The sequence below is a fragment of the Synechococcus sp. CC9605 genome (genome assembly GCF_000012625.1).
Lineage (GTDB): Bacteria > Cyanobacteriota > Cyanobacteriia > PCC-6307 > Cyanobiaceae > Parasynechococcus.
In genome coordinates, this window is record NC_007516.1 from 666,158 (window position 1) to 682,058 (window position 15,901).

Annotated in this window: 15 protein-coding genes; 9 read left to right on the plus strand and 6 right to left on the minus strand. The window is 61.5% G+C overall.

Features of this window, described 5'->3' with window-relative positions:
• Positions 1-363: an arsenate reductase family protein gene (locus tag SYNCC9605_RS03560; protein ID WP_011363699.1), complete on the plus strand. Its 363-nt coding sequence runs from the start codon at positions 1-3 to the stop codon at positions 361-363.
• Here SYNCC9605_RS03560 and SYNCC9605_RS03565 read toward each other — a convergent pair.
• Positions 326-1,831, minus strand: a complete 1,506-nt coding sequence (locus SYNCC9605_RS03565; protein WP_011363700.1) for a hypothetical protein — start codon at positions 1,829-1,831, stop codon at positions 326-328. The genes SYNCC9605_RS03560 and SYNCC9605_RS03565 overlap by 38 nt on opposite strands.
• Before the next feature lie 78 nt (positions 1,832-1,909).
• On the opposite strand from SYNCC9605_RS03565, the gene lepB reads away from it, so the two are divergent.
• Positions 1,910-2,575: a signal peptidase I gene (gene lepB, locus SYNCC9605_RS03570; protein WP_041434445.1), complete on the plus strand. Its 666-nt coding sequence runs from the start codon at positions 1,910-1,912 to the stop codon at positions 2,573-2,575.
• Here lepB and SYNCC9605_RS03575 read toward each other — a convergent pair.
• The gene (locus tag SYNCC9605_RS03575) at positions 2,565-3,830 is read right to left on the minus strand and encodes a dihydroorotase (protein WP_011363702.1); all 1,266 of its coding nucleotides are present in this window, start codon (positions 3,828-3,830) and stop codon (positions 2,565-2,567) included. The genes lepB and SYNCC9605_RS03575 overlap by 11 nt on opposite strands.
• A gap of 4 nt (positions 3,831-3,834) precedes the next feature.
• Positions 3,835-5,163, minus strand: coding sequence for a histidine phosphatase family protein (locus SYNCC9605_RS03580; RefSeq protein WP_011363703.1), 1,329 nt, complete (start codon positions 5,161-5,163; stop codon positions 3,835-3,837).
• 76 nt (positions 5,164-5,239) lie between these two features.
• Here SYNCC9605_RS03580 and SYNCC9605_RS03585 point away from each other — a divergent pair, with 76 nt between their 5' ends.
• The 7 genes from SYNCC9605_RS03585 to SYNCC9605_RS03615 all read left to right on the plus strand — a co-directional run bounded on the left by SYNCC9605_RS03585 (position 5,240) and on the right by SYNCC9605_RS03615 (position 13,408).
• On the plus strand, positions 5,240-6,502 hold the full coding sequence (locus SYNCC9605_RS03585; protein ID WP_011363704.1) for a CPBP family intramembrane glutamic endopeptidase: 1,263 nt from the start codon (positions 5,240-5,242) through the stop codon (positions 6,500-6,502).
• A 3-nt stretch (positions 6,503-6,505) separates the two neighbouring features.
• On the plus strand, positions 6,506-6,994 hold the full coding sequence (locus SYNCC9605_RS03590; RefSeq protein WP_011363705.1) for a hypothetical protein: 489 nt from the start codon (positions 6,506-6,508) through the stop codon (positions 6,992-6,994).
• A complete protein-coding gene (locus SYNCC9605_RS03595; RefSeq protein WP_011363706.1) occupies positions 6,994-8,799 on the plus strand; it encodes a peptidoglycan D,D-transpeptidase FtsI family protein in 1,806 nt (601 codons plus the stop codon). Before SYNCC9605_RS03590 ends, SYNCC9605_RS03595 begins: the two co-directional genes overlap by 1 nt.
• A 48-nt stretch (positions 8,800-8,847) precedes the next feature.
• Positions 8,848-10,020: a transaldolase gene (locus tag SYNCC9605_RS03600; protein ID WP_011363707.1), complete on the plus strand. Its 1,173-nt coding sequence runs from the start codon at positions 8,848-8,850 to the stop codon at positions 10,018-10,020.
• A 14-nt stretch (positions 10,021-10,034) separates the two neighbouring features.
• Positions 10,035-10,418, plus strand: coding sequence for a cyclic nucleotide-binding domain-containing protein (locus SYNCC9605_RS03605; protein ID WP_011363708.1), 384 nt, complete (start codon positions 10,035-10,037; stop codon positions 10,416-10,418).
• Between the two features lie 63 nt (positions 10,419-10,481).
• Positions 10,482-11,873 (plus strand): MFS transporter, encoded by a 1,392-nt coding sequence (locus SYNCC9605_RS03610; RefSeq protein WP_011363709.1) that lies wholly within the window; start codon positions 10,482-10,484, stop codon positions 11,871-11,873.
• A 53-nt stretch (positions 11,874-11,926) separates the two neighbouring features.
• Positions 11,927-13,408, plus strand: a complete 1,482-nt coding sequence (locus SYNCC9605_RS03615; protein WP_011363710.1) for an FAD-binding domain-containing protein — start codon at positions 11,927-11,929, stop codon at positions 13,406-13,408.
• Here the strand turns inward: SYNCC9605_RS03615 and SYNCC9605_RS03620 are convergent.
• The 3 genes from SYNCC9605_RS03620 to pyrH are packed head-to-tail and all read right to left on the minus strand — an operon-like array spanning position 13,405 to position 15,848.
• Positions 13,405-14,538, minus strand: coding sequence for an NAD(P)/FAD-dependent oxidoreductase (locus SYNCC9605_RS03620; RefSeq protein ID WP_011363711.1), 1,134 nt, complete (start codon positions 14,536-14,538; stop codon positions 13,405-13,407). The two genes, SYNCC9605_RS03615 and SYNCC9605_RS03620, sit on opposite strands and share 4 nt — an antisense overlap.
• 8 nt (positions 14,539-14,546) lie before the next feature.
• Positions 14,547-15,095 carry a ribosome recycling factor gene (frr, locus tag SYNCC9605_RS03625; RefSeq protein ID WP_011363712.1) on the minus strand — a complete coding sequence of 183 codons (549 nt, stop codon included), beginning with the start codon at positions 15,093-15,095 and terminating at the stop codon, positions 14,547-14,549.
• A 39-nt stretch (positions 15,096-15,134) separates the two neighbouring features.
• Positions 15,135-15,848, minus strand: coding sequence for a UMP kinase (gene pyrH, locus SYNCC9605_RS03630; protein WP_011363713.1), 714 nt, complete (start codon positions 15,846-15,848; stop codon positions 15,135-15,137).
• Between the last annotated feature and the right edge of the window lie 53 nt (positions 15,849-15,901).

A 15,901-nucleotide genomic window follows, 5' to 3' on the forward strand; every position in this document is an offset into this window, starting at 1 on the left:
TTGGCCGGAACTCTCCAGGTCTACAGCTACAACCGCTGCAGCACCTGTCGAAAGGCATTGGCCTGGCTCACCGAGCGAGGCATCGCCCATGAGGTGCACGACATCACCCTGACTCCACCGTCCAAGGACATGTTGGTAGCTGCTCACCAATCCCTCGGCGACAGGAAGCTGTTGTTCAACACCAGTGGCCAGAGCTATCGCGCCATGGGTGCGGCAGCAGTGAAGGCTCTGTCGGATGACGAAGCTCTAGAGGCTCTGGCTGCTGATGGCAAGTTGATCAAACGTCCGTTCGTGGAGGTGAATTCCTCCACGTATTTAACCGGTTTCAAGCCTGATCTATGGGAGTCGTCACTCCAGGGCTGAAGTTCAAGCCATCCAATTCGCTGATAAGGGCATTCACATCGCCTTGGTCGCGGATCTGACGGAAGCTCGACCGTTTGATCTCTTCCAGCAGGGCCACCAGCAAATCCTGGCTGCGGCTGAGTACGGGCCCCTGCTCCAACGTGTGGGCCAGTTCTTCCCAGAGCCGATCCAAAGCCTCGGATCCAAGCGATTCCAGAACCGTATCTCGCTGGCCGATGCGGTTTCCGGCTCCCTTGGACAGGTCGAGCACGGAGGTCACCATGCTTTCAGCCAGCTGACGGCTGAATTCCGATTCGGCGTTTTGCAGTCCAGGAAGTCGCCGCAGGGCATCCGGCACCACGTTCCGGTCCAAGCTCTGCTGCACCAGATGGCTGATCACGGCTTGCAGTTGCGGTCGCATGGCCGGACCAATGCGGGTGAGCAGCAGGGGTAGCCACAACCGCAGCAGCTCGATCACCTCCCGTTCATCGTTCAGACCACTGCTTTGGTAGCTGCAGAGTCCGCGAACCCTCTCCGGCAGTTGTGGTGATCGGATCAGTTGCTGCAGAGTATCGATCACCCTGATGGCGATCACTTCAAACAGCTCCACTGCCAACAGGGCCACCACACCGCGACTGATCACGGCACGAAGCGGTTCGAGTTGTAGTAAGCCTGCTCCGCAAAGCCGTTCTGTGACCGGGATCAGCCTGAGCCAGCGTGCAAATGGCAGCAGCAGGGGCAGGTCGATCCAGCGGCGCAACAGGGCATCCCGCCAGCGGATCGCCGGGTAGCGCTGTTTCAGACGCCAGGCACGTAGAAGAATGTCGAGCAGAAACAGCAGTTGAAATGGCGTGTCGATGCGCCAGCTCAAATCGCTGGGGCGGCCGTTTTCATCGATGCTTCGCCAGTAGTTGCTTTCCGCCAGCGGCAGGATCTGCTGGCTCCAGAACTGACGCTCCTGGCTCCAGGGAGAGCGTTCCAGATGCTCGGGGCTGAGAAGAAGCTTGGCGGATTCACGGGCTGATTCCAGGCCGGTGCGGGCGCGCAGTCGGTTCTTGAATTTTTCAAGCGTGCCGGCTTGGCCTGAACTGATGAATGGGTTGCTGTCCATCAGCGCTGTGGTGAGCACCGCTTGCTGCTTCAGCAAAGCGTTGCTTTCAGCAGGGCTCGAGCCGTTCTGCTGCAGTGCCCAATCCAGGGCGCTGTAGGCCTTGAGGTAAGCCTCGGTGTCGCGATGGGGTTCGATGCCCTTGAGGGGATCCAGCCAGGGGGTGATGTCCGGCAACCAGGGCAGAGGAACCACCAGGGGAAGTGATGGCACCGGATAAAGATTGCGTTGCAGCCAGAAGTTGCGCAGGGGGATGTAGGTGAGGTCGATGGCGACCCAGGTGAGATTGACCGCGGCGATCACAGCAATGGCCTGGTCCCAGCTGCGCCAGCTGAGCAGGCCGTGTTGGGGCTTCAGTACTTGCCAGCGTGGACGGATCATGGGGCCTGCAGGCTCCCCCTATCGTGGGTCGAAAGATTGAGCCTGCCCACATTGAATGCGGAGAGAGGGCCTTCCGATGTGAAGGGCAGAGTGAGCGCGATCTGGGAGTTCTGGGCCCCTTTTCTGTTCACGGTTTCGCTGTATCTCCTGCTTCGGCAGTTCGCCTTTGAAGCCCGCTATATCCCTTCGGGGTCGATGCTGCCGGGTCTTCAGGTGGGCGACAAGTTGATCGTCGAGAAGCTGTCGTACCGCTCCCGACCTCCTCAGCGGGGACAGATCGTTGTGTTCAATTCTCCGCGCGCCTTCGATCCCGTTTGGAAGTTGGAGGCGGGGCAACCCAATCCACTGAAGTGCGGCTTCGTCACCTTCCCGGGCATCAGCTGGGTTGTGGATCGTGTGCTGCTTCAGCGCTATCCCGAATGTGAAGCCTGGATCAAACGGGTGGTGGGTGTGCCTGGTGATGTTGTGGAGGTCAACAGCCGTGGTGCCGTGAGCATTAATGGCACGGCCTTCAATGAGCCTTACGTCACCAACTTTTGCTCCGATCGCGACGGAATGATCGGCTGCAAGGGCCTGTATGCAGTTGTTCCCGAAGGCAACGTCGTTGTCCTGGGCGACAACCGCCGCAACAGTCAGGATGCCCGTCGTTGGCCGGGCGGACCGTTTTTGCCTGACAATCAGATCATCGGGCGTGCCGTCTTCCGCTTCTGGCCCCCTTCGCGTATCGGTCCGCTTAGCAACTGAGGCCACAGGCCACAACTCGTCCCTGAAGCTCCCGTCCCAGCCAGGGGATGTTGGCGGCACGTGGTGCTCCCGGCGTGTCACTGCCGATGGTCCAGCGTGAATCGGGATCAAACAGCAGCCAGCGCCTGCTGCCCTGTTCGAGTTGTTCAGGGGGCTGATCGATCAGGGCTGACGGCCCAAAGCTGAGGGCCTGCCAAAGGTCTTCAACGCTCCAGTGGCCCGGCTGCACCAGGGCATTCCAGAGCGCAGGAAGCACCACATGGTGGCCGCTGAGGCCTGCGGGGCGCTGGTCACCCGGCAACAGCATGTCCTCAGCATCCAGAGGAACAGCGTGGACAGCCACGGCAGTAATCGTTCGCTGCTGAACGGCCTGGATCAACAGCTGGCGATCGTCTGGACCACCGAGGGAGGGGCAGACGCGCCAGCTCGGACTGCTGCTGGCCAGCATGCTGCGGTCGGTGAGGAGATGCCACCAGCTCACGCTGCTTATGGGGGGCGACTCGCAGCCTGAAAGCTGCTGCACCGCCGCTGCAGTGGAGAGGTTCATCAGCCGCAGTTGTCGTTCCGGATGACGTTGATGCAGCAGCAGCACCTGGCCGAGAGGAAGGGTCTCGCTGGTGACCGGATCCGCTGGCCATCCGGCCCGCAGCGTCTCCACCCCTTCCCGCACCAGCCCCTCCCCCTGCAGCGTGGGATCCCGGGGTGCCACGAGCACCGGGCAACCCCCCATTTCTCCGAGCAGCAATCCCCGTTCCAGCAACGGGGCTGGAACCATGGCGTCGTCGTCCGCCAGTCCGATGGCACCGTGTTCGAGAAGATCGCCATGGGGAGCAAGTTCATCCCCCTTGCCACCACTGCTGAAGCCTCCCCAAAGGTGCAGGCGAACCGTTGCCGTCTGATCCTGATCGAGGCTGAATCCCTGGAGTCGTTCTGGACGATCGCGCCAGCTGCTGCTGCGGGGAAGTAGGGCAATCTGGCCGTAGCCTCCTGCGGCGGCACAGTGCCGCATACTCACGGCTGTTTCTTGATCCCCACTGAAAGGGGTCTCCAGGACGGAATGGGGATCAACCAGGCAGGGAGCGACCAGTTGATCCGCTGCAGGACTGGCTTTGATGCCCAGGCCGAGGGCCTGCTGCCTCGCCTCGTCGTCAAAGCCGACGAGAACCCCCTGGTTGATCAGAACTGCACCGAGCTGAACCGAATGTCCGGGGCCACGCAGGACGCGCACCGGATCCAGCAGCAAGGTGTCGTTCATGACGTCAGAGAGCGCCTGCTGCCGTGCGGTCAATCACGCTTCCGAAGTGGGAGGTGAGGTTGAGGCAGGTCACCACTGCAGGCTGGCCTGGATCGGCGGCAATGTCGACCACCGTGACGCCACCGTTGCCCTGTTTGACAGCCCAGATGTCGGCCGGGGTCAGCCCCAACAGGTCGCAGAGGATCGTCTTGTTGACGGCGTCGTGGGCCACCACCAGCACCGTTTCCTCAGGCTTCAACTCGCCAGCGATCTCTCCCCAGCTGCGGACGGAACGGCCCCACACGTCCTGAATGGTTTCCCCCTCAGGCATCTGCACGGTCTCCGGAGCACGTTTCCAGGTGTCCAGCAGCTCCGACCAGTCCTCTCTGATTTCGGATTCGAGCTTGCCTTCCCAGACTCCGTGTCCGATTTCCACCAGTCCGTCGATCTGGGTCAGGGGCACATCGGGATGCGCCTCGAGAATGATCTGGGCCGTTTCGGTCGGGCGCGACAGCGTGCTGCTCCAGGCCCGATCGATGGGGATGTCTTTGAGGAAGTCGCGGGCGGCCGCGGCTTGACGGCGACCGTTCTCATTCAGCGGAATATCGATCTGCCCCTGGAAGCGCCCGGCTTTGTTCCAGTCGGTTTCGCCGTGTCGCACCAAAATCAGCCTGGCGTTTTTGCCCTTCTCCGGCAGCGGTTGCAGGTGCGTGATGCTGTTCAGGCATTCAATTTGCACCTGGGGGCCGTTCTCTCCCGGCCGGATGTTGAAGACCGAAAGGGAGGTGTTGTCGACGCGGAGCCGCCGGAAGCCGTGGTCGGGTTCCCCCAGCAACACCAGCATCAGGCAGCGCAGGATGGCGTTGTGGGCCACCACCAGCAGCGTGTCGTTGCCGTTGGCGGGATGGCGTTCCAACAACTTGCTGATGAAGTCCTGCGCCTGTTCCATCAGCTCAGGCAGTGGCTTGTAGCTCGAACCATCACGACGCTGGAGCTCCAGCTCCATGGGCCGCTGCTTCCAGATCTTGTAGGCCTCCGTTGAGCCTTGCATCAGTTCGTCGATGGTCTGGCCAGACCAGGGCTCAAGATCCACCTCCAGCAGTCTGTCATCAAAGACGGGAGCTGGGGACTGACCACCTTTGGTCTCCAGCAGGCTCGCCGTCGTCGCGGCCGCTCGCTGCAGTGGGGAGCTGTAGATGGCCTGGAGGCTCACGTCCTCAAGCGAGCGGCCCAGGGCCCGGGCCTGCTCATGCCCCTCCTCGCTGAGGTTCGAAAGATCATCGCGGCCCTGGATCCGTCGTTCCTTGTTGAAACTGCTGAGACCGTGGCGGACCAGAAGAAGACGAAGGGGCACGGTTCAGCGTCAGGGCGCGGCCATCGTATGGAAGCGGCCTTTCGGGGGGACAATCGTGGGCAGTTGACGCCTGCTGGTGCCCAGTTCCCCACAACCGGTTTCCCCGCGCTGGAAGGGACTTCTGGCGGCCTTGTCCCTCGCTTTGGCCGGTTTTATCTGGTTGTCCGGCTTGATTGACAGCCTCTCGCGACCTTCGGTGGCACCGGCCCTGAGCCTTCAGCAGCAGGAGCTGACACTTCTGGCCGAACCAGCAGTGCCGCCCCCGCTGCGGGAGGCCCTCCTGGGGGAGGCGCCGCGGGAGGCGCTGCGCAAGGCCCTTGAGGGAATCAGCGCAGAAGAGCGCACTGAACGGCAGCAACAAATGTTCCTGTTGTTGCAAGGGCAAGGTTCCGCATCAGCGGATCTCGAACGCGGTGGCGACGATCCTTTGCTCCAGCAGCTCCAGTGCGAAGCAGGCGCCGCTGATCCGACGCTCTGCATCGATGCTGCAGCCGCGGGGCAAGCGGCGTTCCGTTTGGCCCTCAGCACGGTGCTGCCCCTGGTGACGGCCCTGCTCGGTGGCGTGCTGCTGCTCTGTCAGGCCTGGCGTCTGCTGCGAGGTCGTCTGATGGCCTGGCCCGATGTTCAGGGGCCGGAGCTGACCCTGGTCGACATGGCCCTGCTGGTGGCGGGTGGCTTTGTGGTGATCAGTGCCGTTGGCGTTCCGCTGGTGGCGTTCCCGTTGGTTGGGGCATTGACGGCGGGGCTGGGCAGCCCTCGTCGTGAAGCCGTCAGCGTGGTGATCAATTACGGCGTGATGGCGCTGCCGAGCTTGCTGATCCTCTGGCGGCAAGTGCGTTCGCTGCCGAGGGAGAGGGCACCGCTGGGGGGGTGGATGCAGTGGCGTGTGCGGCCGCTGTTCTCCGCTCTACGGGATGCAATGACGGGCTGGTTGATGGTGACGCCGGTGGTGATGCTCACGGGGTGGTTGCTCGTGCGCCTGGTGGGGGACCCCGGGGGCAGCAATCCGTTGTTGGAGTTGGTGTTGGGCAGCCGTGATCCGCTTGCCCTGGGCTTGCTTGCTCTCACCGCGGTTGTGCTGGCGCCGCTGTTTGAAGAAACGATCTTCCGCGGTGCCTTGCTGCCGGTGTTGGCGACCAAGCTCGGTCCCCTCCCGGGGGTTCTGCTCAGTGGCCTGTTGTTTGCCATGGCCCACATCAGTGTTGGCGAGTTGGCACCGCTCACGGTGTTGGGGGTTGGGCTTGGTTTGGTGCGGCTCCGCAGCGGACGCCTGTGGCCCTCGGTGCTGATGCATGGGCTGTGGAACGCCGTGACCTTCCTGAACCTGCTGCTGCTCTGAGCCTTGCCCCGCCTTTCTGCAGGTGGTTCACTGGCCTATTCGCCTGTAATCCCGGTGGTTGCCGCTCCGGAACAGCGTGCATCGACCACGGCTTTCGAGCTGATTCAAGGGTCACTGTCCTCCGGACGCATTGCACGACGCTCCCCTCTCCTTGGAGGGCTCCATCGCCTGATGGACGGCACGCTGCTGGGATTGATTGCGGCGGTTGCCGTTCTGGCCGGTCTCACGTTGCACTGGCAGCATCGCTGGACTGTGGCCTTCCGCCTGCTGGAGGCAACCCGCACCCAGGCGCACCGGTTGACGGAATCAACCGCTGTGATGGAACAGCATCTGTTGCTGCGTTCTCAGCAGCCCAACCGCCTGGTGCCAACGCAGGTGGCCAATCTGGTGCATCTTGATCGCCCCGATCCGGGCTCATTGCAAGCGTCTGCCTCCTCCCCAATGGCATCGCTTCAGGCCCTGGGGAATCAGCCCATTCGGGCTGGCTACTGATGACGCGGGTGTCAGGGCGTCGACCCATCCGTTCGCGCAGCTCCCGCGCGCGGGTCGTGCCTCTGACCCAGGTTCCCCCCAAGCGGCTTTGGATCATCTTCTGGATCCTGGCGGCAGGCTTGCTGGGGTTGGTGGGTCGCATGGCCTGGCTGCAGTTGGTGCAAGCCCCCGACCTGGAGCAGCGTGCCCGTCAGCTGCAGACGCAGCGCACCCAACCCTTGGGGCAGCGCCGTCCGATCGTCGATCGCACCGGCCGCTTGGTCGCGATGGATGAAAAGCGCTTCCGGCTCTGGGCCCATCCCCGCTACTTCAACATGCCGGGAGATAACCCCAATCTCGTCCGCCCTGCCGAAGATGTGGCGGTGGTGTTGGCCGATCCCTTGGCGCGTCCCGCACCTGCGCTGCTGAAAGCCATGGGAACCCAGGCCTCAGGGATCAAATTGGCTGAGGAGCTGGATCCGGAAACGGCTGACCGCATCCGGGCCCTCGGAATCAGTGGCCTCGATCTGGAGGCCTATCCCCAGCGGGTGTATCCCCAGGCGTCGTTGTTCGCCAACGTGGTGGGCTTCCTCAATGCGGAGCGGCAACCTCAAGCGGGTCTTGAGCAGAGCCGTGATGGTGATCTGGCTCGCCATGAGCAAACCCGATACCTCCGCCGGGGTGCTGATGGCACGCCGTTGCCGGCCAACCTCGCCCCGGGATCCTTCTATGGCGATGATTTGCGCCTGCAGCTGACGCTGGATTCCAGGCTCCAGCAGGTGGCGCTCAAAGCTCTTGCTGAGCAGGTTGCCAAGTGGAGAGCCCAGAAGGGCGCCGCAATCGTGATGGATGCCACCAATGGTGAGTTGTTGGTGCTGGCATCGACACCCACCTATGACCCCAACCGCTACTGGGATTTCCCCACAGGGCGGTTTCGGGAATGGTCCGTTCAGGATCTCTATGAACCCGGCTCGACGTTCAAGCCGATCAACTTGGCTCTGGCCCTCCAGGACGGCGCCATTCAGGCGACGGATCGGGTGGATGACGTGGGCAAGCTGATGGTCGGTGGTTGGCCGATCAACAACCACGACAAAAAAGCCCATGGTTTGGTGGACTTCGCCACTGTGCTCAAGGTGTCAAGCAACGTCGGTATGGTCCAGGCCATGCGGCGTCTTGACGACGATGACTACTGGAACTGGATGGAGCGTCTTGGCATCAATCAGCGTCCAGACACCGACCTCCCCGGGGCGGTGGCTGGTCAGCTCAAGAGCAAGAAGCAGTTCACCAGTCAGCCGATCGAGCCGGCGACGACAGCCTTTGGTCAGGGGTTTTCGCTCACACCGCTCAAGCTGGTGCAGCTGCACGGAATGCTGGCTAACGGTGGCAAGTTGATCAGTCCCCACATCACCCGTGGCTTCCACTCGGGTGATGCCTTGGCTCCTGCCGCGGCACCCAGTGGTCAGCAGTTGCTGAACCCGGAGGTCACGCGCACGGTGCTCCAGTGGATGGAGTCGGTGGTGGATCAGGGCAGTGGCAAGGGAGTGAAAACACCCGGCTACCGAATTGGTGGCAAAACAGGGACAGCGCAAAAGGCCCTGAATGGGATCTATCTCCCAGGAGCCAAGATCTGCAGCTTCGTGGCCACCTTGCCGATTGAGGATCCCCGTTACGTGGTGTTTGTGGTGGTGGATGAGCCCCGAGGTGAACACGCCTATGGCTCCACCGTTGCCGTTCCTGTCGCCAAACAGATCATTGATGCCTTGCTGGTTGTTGAGCGTATCGCCCCCTCAAAACCTGCTGAATTGAACAAGCTTTTGAACAGCTGACGCATTTAAAAGCGCGGCTACGTTACGGGTATTGAGCCGTCGTACATCATGGCCAGCCTGCTCGATCAGCTTTCACAAATGACCGTGGTCGTTGCCGACACGGGTGATCTGGAGGCGATCCGTAAGTTCACCCCTCGCGATGCCACCACCAACCCGTCATTGATCCTGGCTGCCGCACAGATTCCGGCTTATCAGAACCTGATTGATGAGGCTTTGCGCTCGTCGCGCAAGTTGATGGGCAGCGATGCAGCGGTGGAAGACGTGGTGCGGGAAGCTCTGGATGAGATCAGTGTGATCTTCGGCAAGGAGATTCTCAAGATTGTTCCCCGCCGTGTGTCAACGGAGGTGGATGCCCGCCTGAGTTTTGACACCGACGCCACGATTGAAAAAGGGCGCAAGCTGATTCGTCTGTACAACGATGCCGGCATCAGCAACGATCGCGTTCTGATCAAAATTGCCTCCACCTGGGAAGGCATCAAAGCCGCCGAGGTGCTGGAGCAAGAGGGGATTCACTGCAACCTCACCCTTCTGTTTGGTTTCGGTCAGGCCATTGCCTGTGCCGAAGCCGGCGTCACTCTGATCTCCCCCTTCGTGGGGCGCATCCTGGACTGGTACAAGGCTGAAACCGGACGCGATTCTTACCCCGGGCCTGAGGATCCGGGTGTGATTTCGGTGACCAAGATCTTTAACTACTACAAAACCCACGGCTACGACACGGAGGTGATGGGGGCGAGCTTCCGCAACATTGATGAGATCACGGAGTTGGCCGGTTGTGATCTGCTCACGATTTCACCGAAGTTGCTGGATCAGCTCCGTGAGACTGATGCTGTGCTGACCCAGAAATTGGATGCCACCCATCCCACCGATGGCGAAGCCAAGATCCACGTCGATCGCGCCACCTTTGATGCACTGATGCAGGACGATCGGATGGCCAGCGACAAACTCACCGAGGGCATTAAAGGCTTTAGCAAGGCCATTGAAACCCTGGAGCATCAACTGGCCCATCGTCTGGCTGAACTGGAGGGTGGATCTGCCTTCCGCCATGCCGTTTCCGAGATCTTCATGCTCAACGATATGAACGGCGATGGCTCGATCACCCGCGATGAATGGCTCGGCAGCGATGCCATTTTTGATGCCCTGGATCAGGACCACGACGGTCTGATCTCTCAGGAGGACGTGCGTCAAGGCTTTGGCGCAGCGCTGACTCTGACCTCGGTCTGAGTCGCGCTGGTTCCATGCATGCGCTCGACACCATGCGCGCTTTGGCCAGCAAGGCCGAAGTGATTCATCTCAGTCAGGGTGACGTGCTGTTTCGTACCGGCGAAACCGGCTCCTTCATGTACGGTCTGCTGGAGGGATCGGTGCAGCTCACCTGGATCGATTCAGCAGGCCATGAGGGACATGAGGACATCCCTGTGGGTCATGTCTTCGGCGCAGGGGCCTTGGTGATGGAGGACCATCAGCGGCTGAGCACCGCCACGGCCACCAGTGATTGCCGTTTGATTGCCATGAACCGCGACAAGTTCCTGTTTGCGGTTCAGGAGACGCCGATGTTCGCAGTGCAACTCCTCGCATCGATTGATGCCCGTTTGCGGGACATCAAGTTGGCCGACGGATGATCGCGGGCGGGTCGATTTTTCAAGCGAAAACGGAATGATTCCGCAAGTTTTGAGACCAGATCGGTGCACAGCCGTCCCCTGCGTCTGGCAATGCAGTTGGGGTTGTTCCAGCTCAGCCTGGGGATTCTTGGCGTCCTGATCCTGGGACTTCTGAATCGTCTGTTGATTCAAGACATCCAGGTCCCGGCGGTGCTGGCGGCTGTCGCCGTTGGTGGTCAGCAGTTGATGGGGTTCACCCGTGCCTGGTTCGGCCATCGTTCCGATCGCATCCCCATCAGCCGGCTGCGTCGCACGCCCTTCATCGTCAGCAGCACTGTGGCGATTGCACTGTTGTTCTGTGTGGCCTGCCAGTTGGTGCTGCGCTTGGCCACCAGCATGGAGGCCTCCGGCGGTGAGCTGAATGGGCTGCTGATGGGTCTGTTGATCCTGGTTTTTGTTGGGATCGGTACCGCGATTGCCGCTGGTGGCACGGCGTTTTCAGCCTTGATTGCTGATCGCACCACGGAAGCCGAATGGCCGCGGGTGCTGTCGGTGGTGTGGGGGATGCGTCTCCTGGGGGTGTTGCTGGGAAGAAGTGTTCTGGTGAATCAGGTGTTCGGCAGTGCCTGTGCGGCTGATGCCAGCCGAACATCGGTGCTGGCTGGTTTGGAGCGTCTGTCGCTGGTGACGCCGCTGCTTCTGCTGGGGCTTGGCCTGGTATCGGTCTTCGGCGTGGAACGCCGCACCACGGGCTTGATGCTGCCTGCAGGGTCGGTCCCCCCCGATGTTCCTCAGCGGTTGGCTTTGCCCCAGTTGCTGTTGCAACTGCGCATCATCCCTCAGGCCGGACGCTTCCTCGGGGTGCTGTGCCTGTTCACCTTCAGCATGTTCCTCAACGATGCGGTGCTTGAGCCCTACGGCGCCGCCGTCTTTGGCATGAGTGTTTGTGCCACCACAGCGCTAAACGTGTTGATTGCCCTGGGCTTCTTTGCTGGCCTGGGTCTGAGTGGCTTCTGGTTGATTGAGCGTGTCGGCAACATCAGAACGGCCCGGGTGGGTGCGGTGCTGGCTGCTTTGGCTTTGCTGTTGATGCTTTGGGCAGGCTCTGAGCAGTCCATCCCCCTGTTGCGGACTGCCTTTGGTTTATTTGGCTTGTCGCTTGGGGTGTGCATGAATGCCTGCCTCACCTTGATGTTCAGCTTTGTGCAGCCAGGACGCACCGGCTTTCTGCTTGGTGTTTGGGGGGCGGGCTATTCCTATTCCTGCGGCCTGGCCACCATCAGTGGAGGCGGTCTGCTCACCTTGTTCAAAGCCTGGAACGGTGGTGATTTGTTCGCTGCCTATGGCGGAGTGTTTGGCCTGCAGATGGTCTGTTTCCTGGGTGCCGCCTTGATGACGCGCCGTTTGGATGTGGTGTCTTTCCGCAACACGGTGAGAACCCACTTTTCCGATGTCATTGAAATGGCAGTGGATTGAAGCTTGGCTGGAGCTCCGGATCCACTAGAACCGGGTTTCCTTCATTGCAGTGAATGGCAGCGCTGCAGATCGTCTGGTTCAAGCGTGATCTGCGCATCGTTGATCACCAGCCCTTGGCGGCTGCTGTGGAGCGGGGTCTGGTGCTGCCGCTGTATGTGGTCGAGCCGGAGTTGTGGCGGCAGCCCGATGCGTCCGAGCGGCAGTGGATGTTTTGCCGGGAGTCGCTGCTGGAGTTGCGCCAAGCCCTAGCGGATCGGGGCCAACCCCTGGTGGTTCGCGCTGGGGATGTGGTGCAGGTACTGGAACGGGCCCGGCGTCAGTTCGGCATCGATGGGCTGTGGAGCCATGAGGAAACCGGCAATGGCTGGACGTACCAGCGCGACAAACGCGTTGGCGCCTGGGCCCGTCGGCATGGCATCGCCTGGATGGAACTCCCGCAGTTCGGGGTGACGCGCCGGATGCACAGCCGCAATGGCTGGGCCAAACGCTGGGAGGTTCAGATGACGGAGCCCATCACACCCGTGCCGGCCGCATTGCAAGCGCTGGATGGCATTGATCATGGAGTGATCCCGGAGCGCCCCTGTTCAGAGCTGCTTTTGGATGCGTGTCCGCAGCGTCAGATCGGCGGGCGTTCGACCGGCCTGGAGGAGTTGAACGACTTTCTGCAGCACCGTGCCCAGCGGTATCAACGGTCGATGTCGAGCCCCAACACGGCATTCACAGGTTGTTCGCGCCTGTCGACCTATCTCACCTGGGGTTGTCTCTCGATGCGGGAAGTGCTGCAGACCAGCCGCACCCATAGCGGCCGCGGCGTCAGCAGCTTTGAATCACGGCTGCACTGGCACTGCCATTTCATTCAGAAGCTGGAGGATCAGCCGGCGATTGAATTCAGCGATTTCCATCCGTTCATGCGGGGCATTCGCGCAGCGGACGCCGAGCGTTTGACGGCCTGGAGCGAAGGTCGTACGGGTGTGCCCTTTGTGGACGCCTGCATGCGCGCCTTGCGGGCCCATGGCTGGATCAACTTCCGCATGCGGGCGATGTTGATGTCTTTTGCCAGCTACAACCTCTGGCTTCCCTGGAGGGATAGTGGCCTGCACTTAGCGCGCCAGTTTGTCGACTACGAGCCCGGCATTCACTGGAGCCAGTGCCAGATGCAGTCGGGCAGCACCTCGATCAACACGATTCGGATTTACAACCCGATCAAGCAGGGCATGGACCACGACCCCCAGGGGCTGTTCATTCGTCAGTGGTGCCCTGAACTCAAGGATGTGCCTACGATTCACATTCATGAGCCCTGGATGCTGGGGGGTGGCATGCCAGCACCGATTGTTGATGTCACCGCATCGATGCAGGACGCCAAAGATCGCATCTGGGACATTCGCCGATCGGCCGGTTTTGATCGTCATGCCGATGCGATTCAGTGCAAGCACGGCTCCCGTAAGGCGGGATTGAAGCCAACAACGGCTCGCCGCCGCCGGCGCCAACCTCAGCCACCCGACAACGGCAGCCAGCAGCTCAGCCTCGGTTTTTAGTTGCGCTGCAGCAGAAGCCGTTTGATCACCCGTTGGGCGATGTCGCCATAGCCCATCTCCCCGGAGAGAATCTGAGCAATCCGCCGTGGTGCGGTTGGCCGCTTGATTCCCAGCTGATATCCCACACCGGGGAAGCGATAGAACACCTGGGCAATGCGCCGACCCCAGGCCATCGACTCACCCCAGCGCTCCCGCATGCTGCGGCTGTAGCCCCACAGATCTCGGCTGTCGCCCTTGAGCCATCGGTTCAGATGCCGAGCCGCCTCGTAGCCACTCATCAGGGCAGGGCGTAGCCCTTCCGCGAGAAAGGGGTCGCACAGCGATGCCGCATCGCCCACCACCACAATGCCGTTGCCATCAAGACGGTGATGGCCGTTCCACACCCGCAGTTGCCCCCGTTGCCGGATCCCGGCATCGGCGGCGAAGCCCAGATCAGGTAGCAGCTGAGCCAGCACCTGCTCCGGGTCGGCGTCCTGCTTGCCGATGAAGCTGCCCACGCCAATGTTCACACCACCAGCGAGGGGAAAGGCCCAGGCGAAGCCCTGTTTGACCAGGCCGAATTCAAAGCGGGTGCTGCCGTCGTTGAGTTTGCCTTGCCCCTCGAGCCGTACTGACATGGTGGTGGCCATCTGGGGTTGTTTGGCTCCCAGGCCGAGCCGTTGGGGCCAAGGGGACCCTGAACCATCGGCGATCACCACGGCCTTCCCCTGCCAATGGCGTCCATCGGTTGCCGTGACATGCCAGACGTCGCCATGACGACGGATGTCATTGACCTCAACGCCTGTAAGGCGCTCCGCTCCCGCCTGAATGGCCTGATCTGAAAGAAGTTGATCGAGCCTTTCGCGGCGCACGATCCAGAACGGTGCATCGCCGGGCAGCTCGGCGACCACCGGATCCTCCAAGCACCAACTGAAATCCACTTGCCGGATCACCTGCTCCACCGCTGGCTCCATGGAAAACGGAAACCACTGCTGCACGGAGGCCGCCATGCCACCGCCGCAGGGTTTGATCCGCGGCTCTGAGTCGCGCTCAAGCATTAGGGCGTCATGGCCCGCTAACGCCAGATGCACGGCCGCCGCACCACCAGCGGCCCCGGACCCGATGATCAGAACATCGCGGGTCCGATCCACTCCGTTGTTCACACCTTGAGGATGTCGGCTTCCTTGGACGCCAGGTGTTTCTCGAGTTCGGCAATGAACTTGTCGAGCGTTTTCTGCACGCCGTCTTGCTCATCGCGGCTCTGGTCTTCGGAGAACTCGCCCTCCTTTTCCTGCTTCTTGATCTTGTCGATCGCGTCGCGGCGCAGGTTGCGCAGAGCCACCTTGCCTTCCTCGGCGTACTTGGAGGCCAGCTTGCAGAACTCCTTGCGGCGTTCCTCGGTGAGGGGCGGCACGTTGATGCGGATGATCTTGCCGTCGTTGTTGGGGGTGAAGCCCAGCTCGCTCATGGCGATCGCTTTTTCGATCGAAGCCAGGGCGCTGATGTCGAACGGTTGGATCTGGATCGTCTGGGAATCAGGAGTCGACAGTGTGGCCAGCGACTTCAGCGGGGTTTCGGCGCCGTAGTACTCCACGCTGATGCGATCCAGCAGTGAGGAATTGGCCCGGCCGGTGCGGATGGTGTTGAAGTTGCGCTGGGTGGCCTCCACCGACTTGCGCATGCTGGCTTCGAGGTCCTGGGTCGACATGGTTGCTGAGGGAGGAGGCGTGCGTACTGGGAGGCGTTGTTAGGCGGGGTCGCCGATGCGGGACCCGATCGGTTCCCCGGCGACGGCTCTGCCGATGTTGCCAGGTTCAAACAGGTTGAAAACAACAATCGGGATGTTGTTGTCTTTGCATAGGGCGATGGCGGTGCTGTCCATCACTCCCAACTCGCCGCTGAGCACATCCTGATAGCTGAGCTGAGGGTGCTTCACCGCATCGGCGTGCTTGGCCGGGTCCTTGTCGTAGACCCCATCCACTTTGGTGGCTTTGAACACCACATCGGCATTGATTTCAGCGGCCCGCAGGGCCGCGGTGGTGTCGGTGGTGAAGAAGGGGTTGCCGCAACCGGCGCCGAACACCACCACCCGGTTTTTTTCCAGGTGCCGAATGGCCTTACGGCGAATGTAGGGCTCCGCTACTTCCTGCATGGCGATGGCGGTCTGCACCCTGGTGGGAACGCCGGCCCTCTCGAGACCATCCTGAAGGGTGATGGCGTTCATCACCGTGGCCAACATGCCGACGTAGTCAGCTGTGGCCCGTTCCATTCCCGCTGCAGAACCCTTGAGGCCGCGGAAGATGTTGCCTCCGCCCACGACGATTGCCAGTTGGGTGCCATTGGCCACCACCTTGGCCACGTCGGAAGCAATCGACTGAACAATGGCGGGGTCGATGCCATAGCCCTGAGATCCCATCAGAGCTTCGCCGCTGAGTTTCAGCAGGACGCGTGTGTAGGTCATCTACGGTCCAGATCCTTTTGACAGTAGCAAGCACTGGCACAAGCCCCTGATCG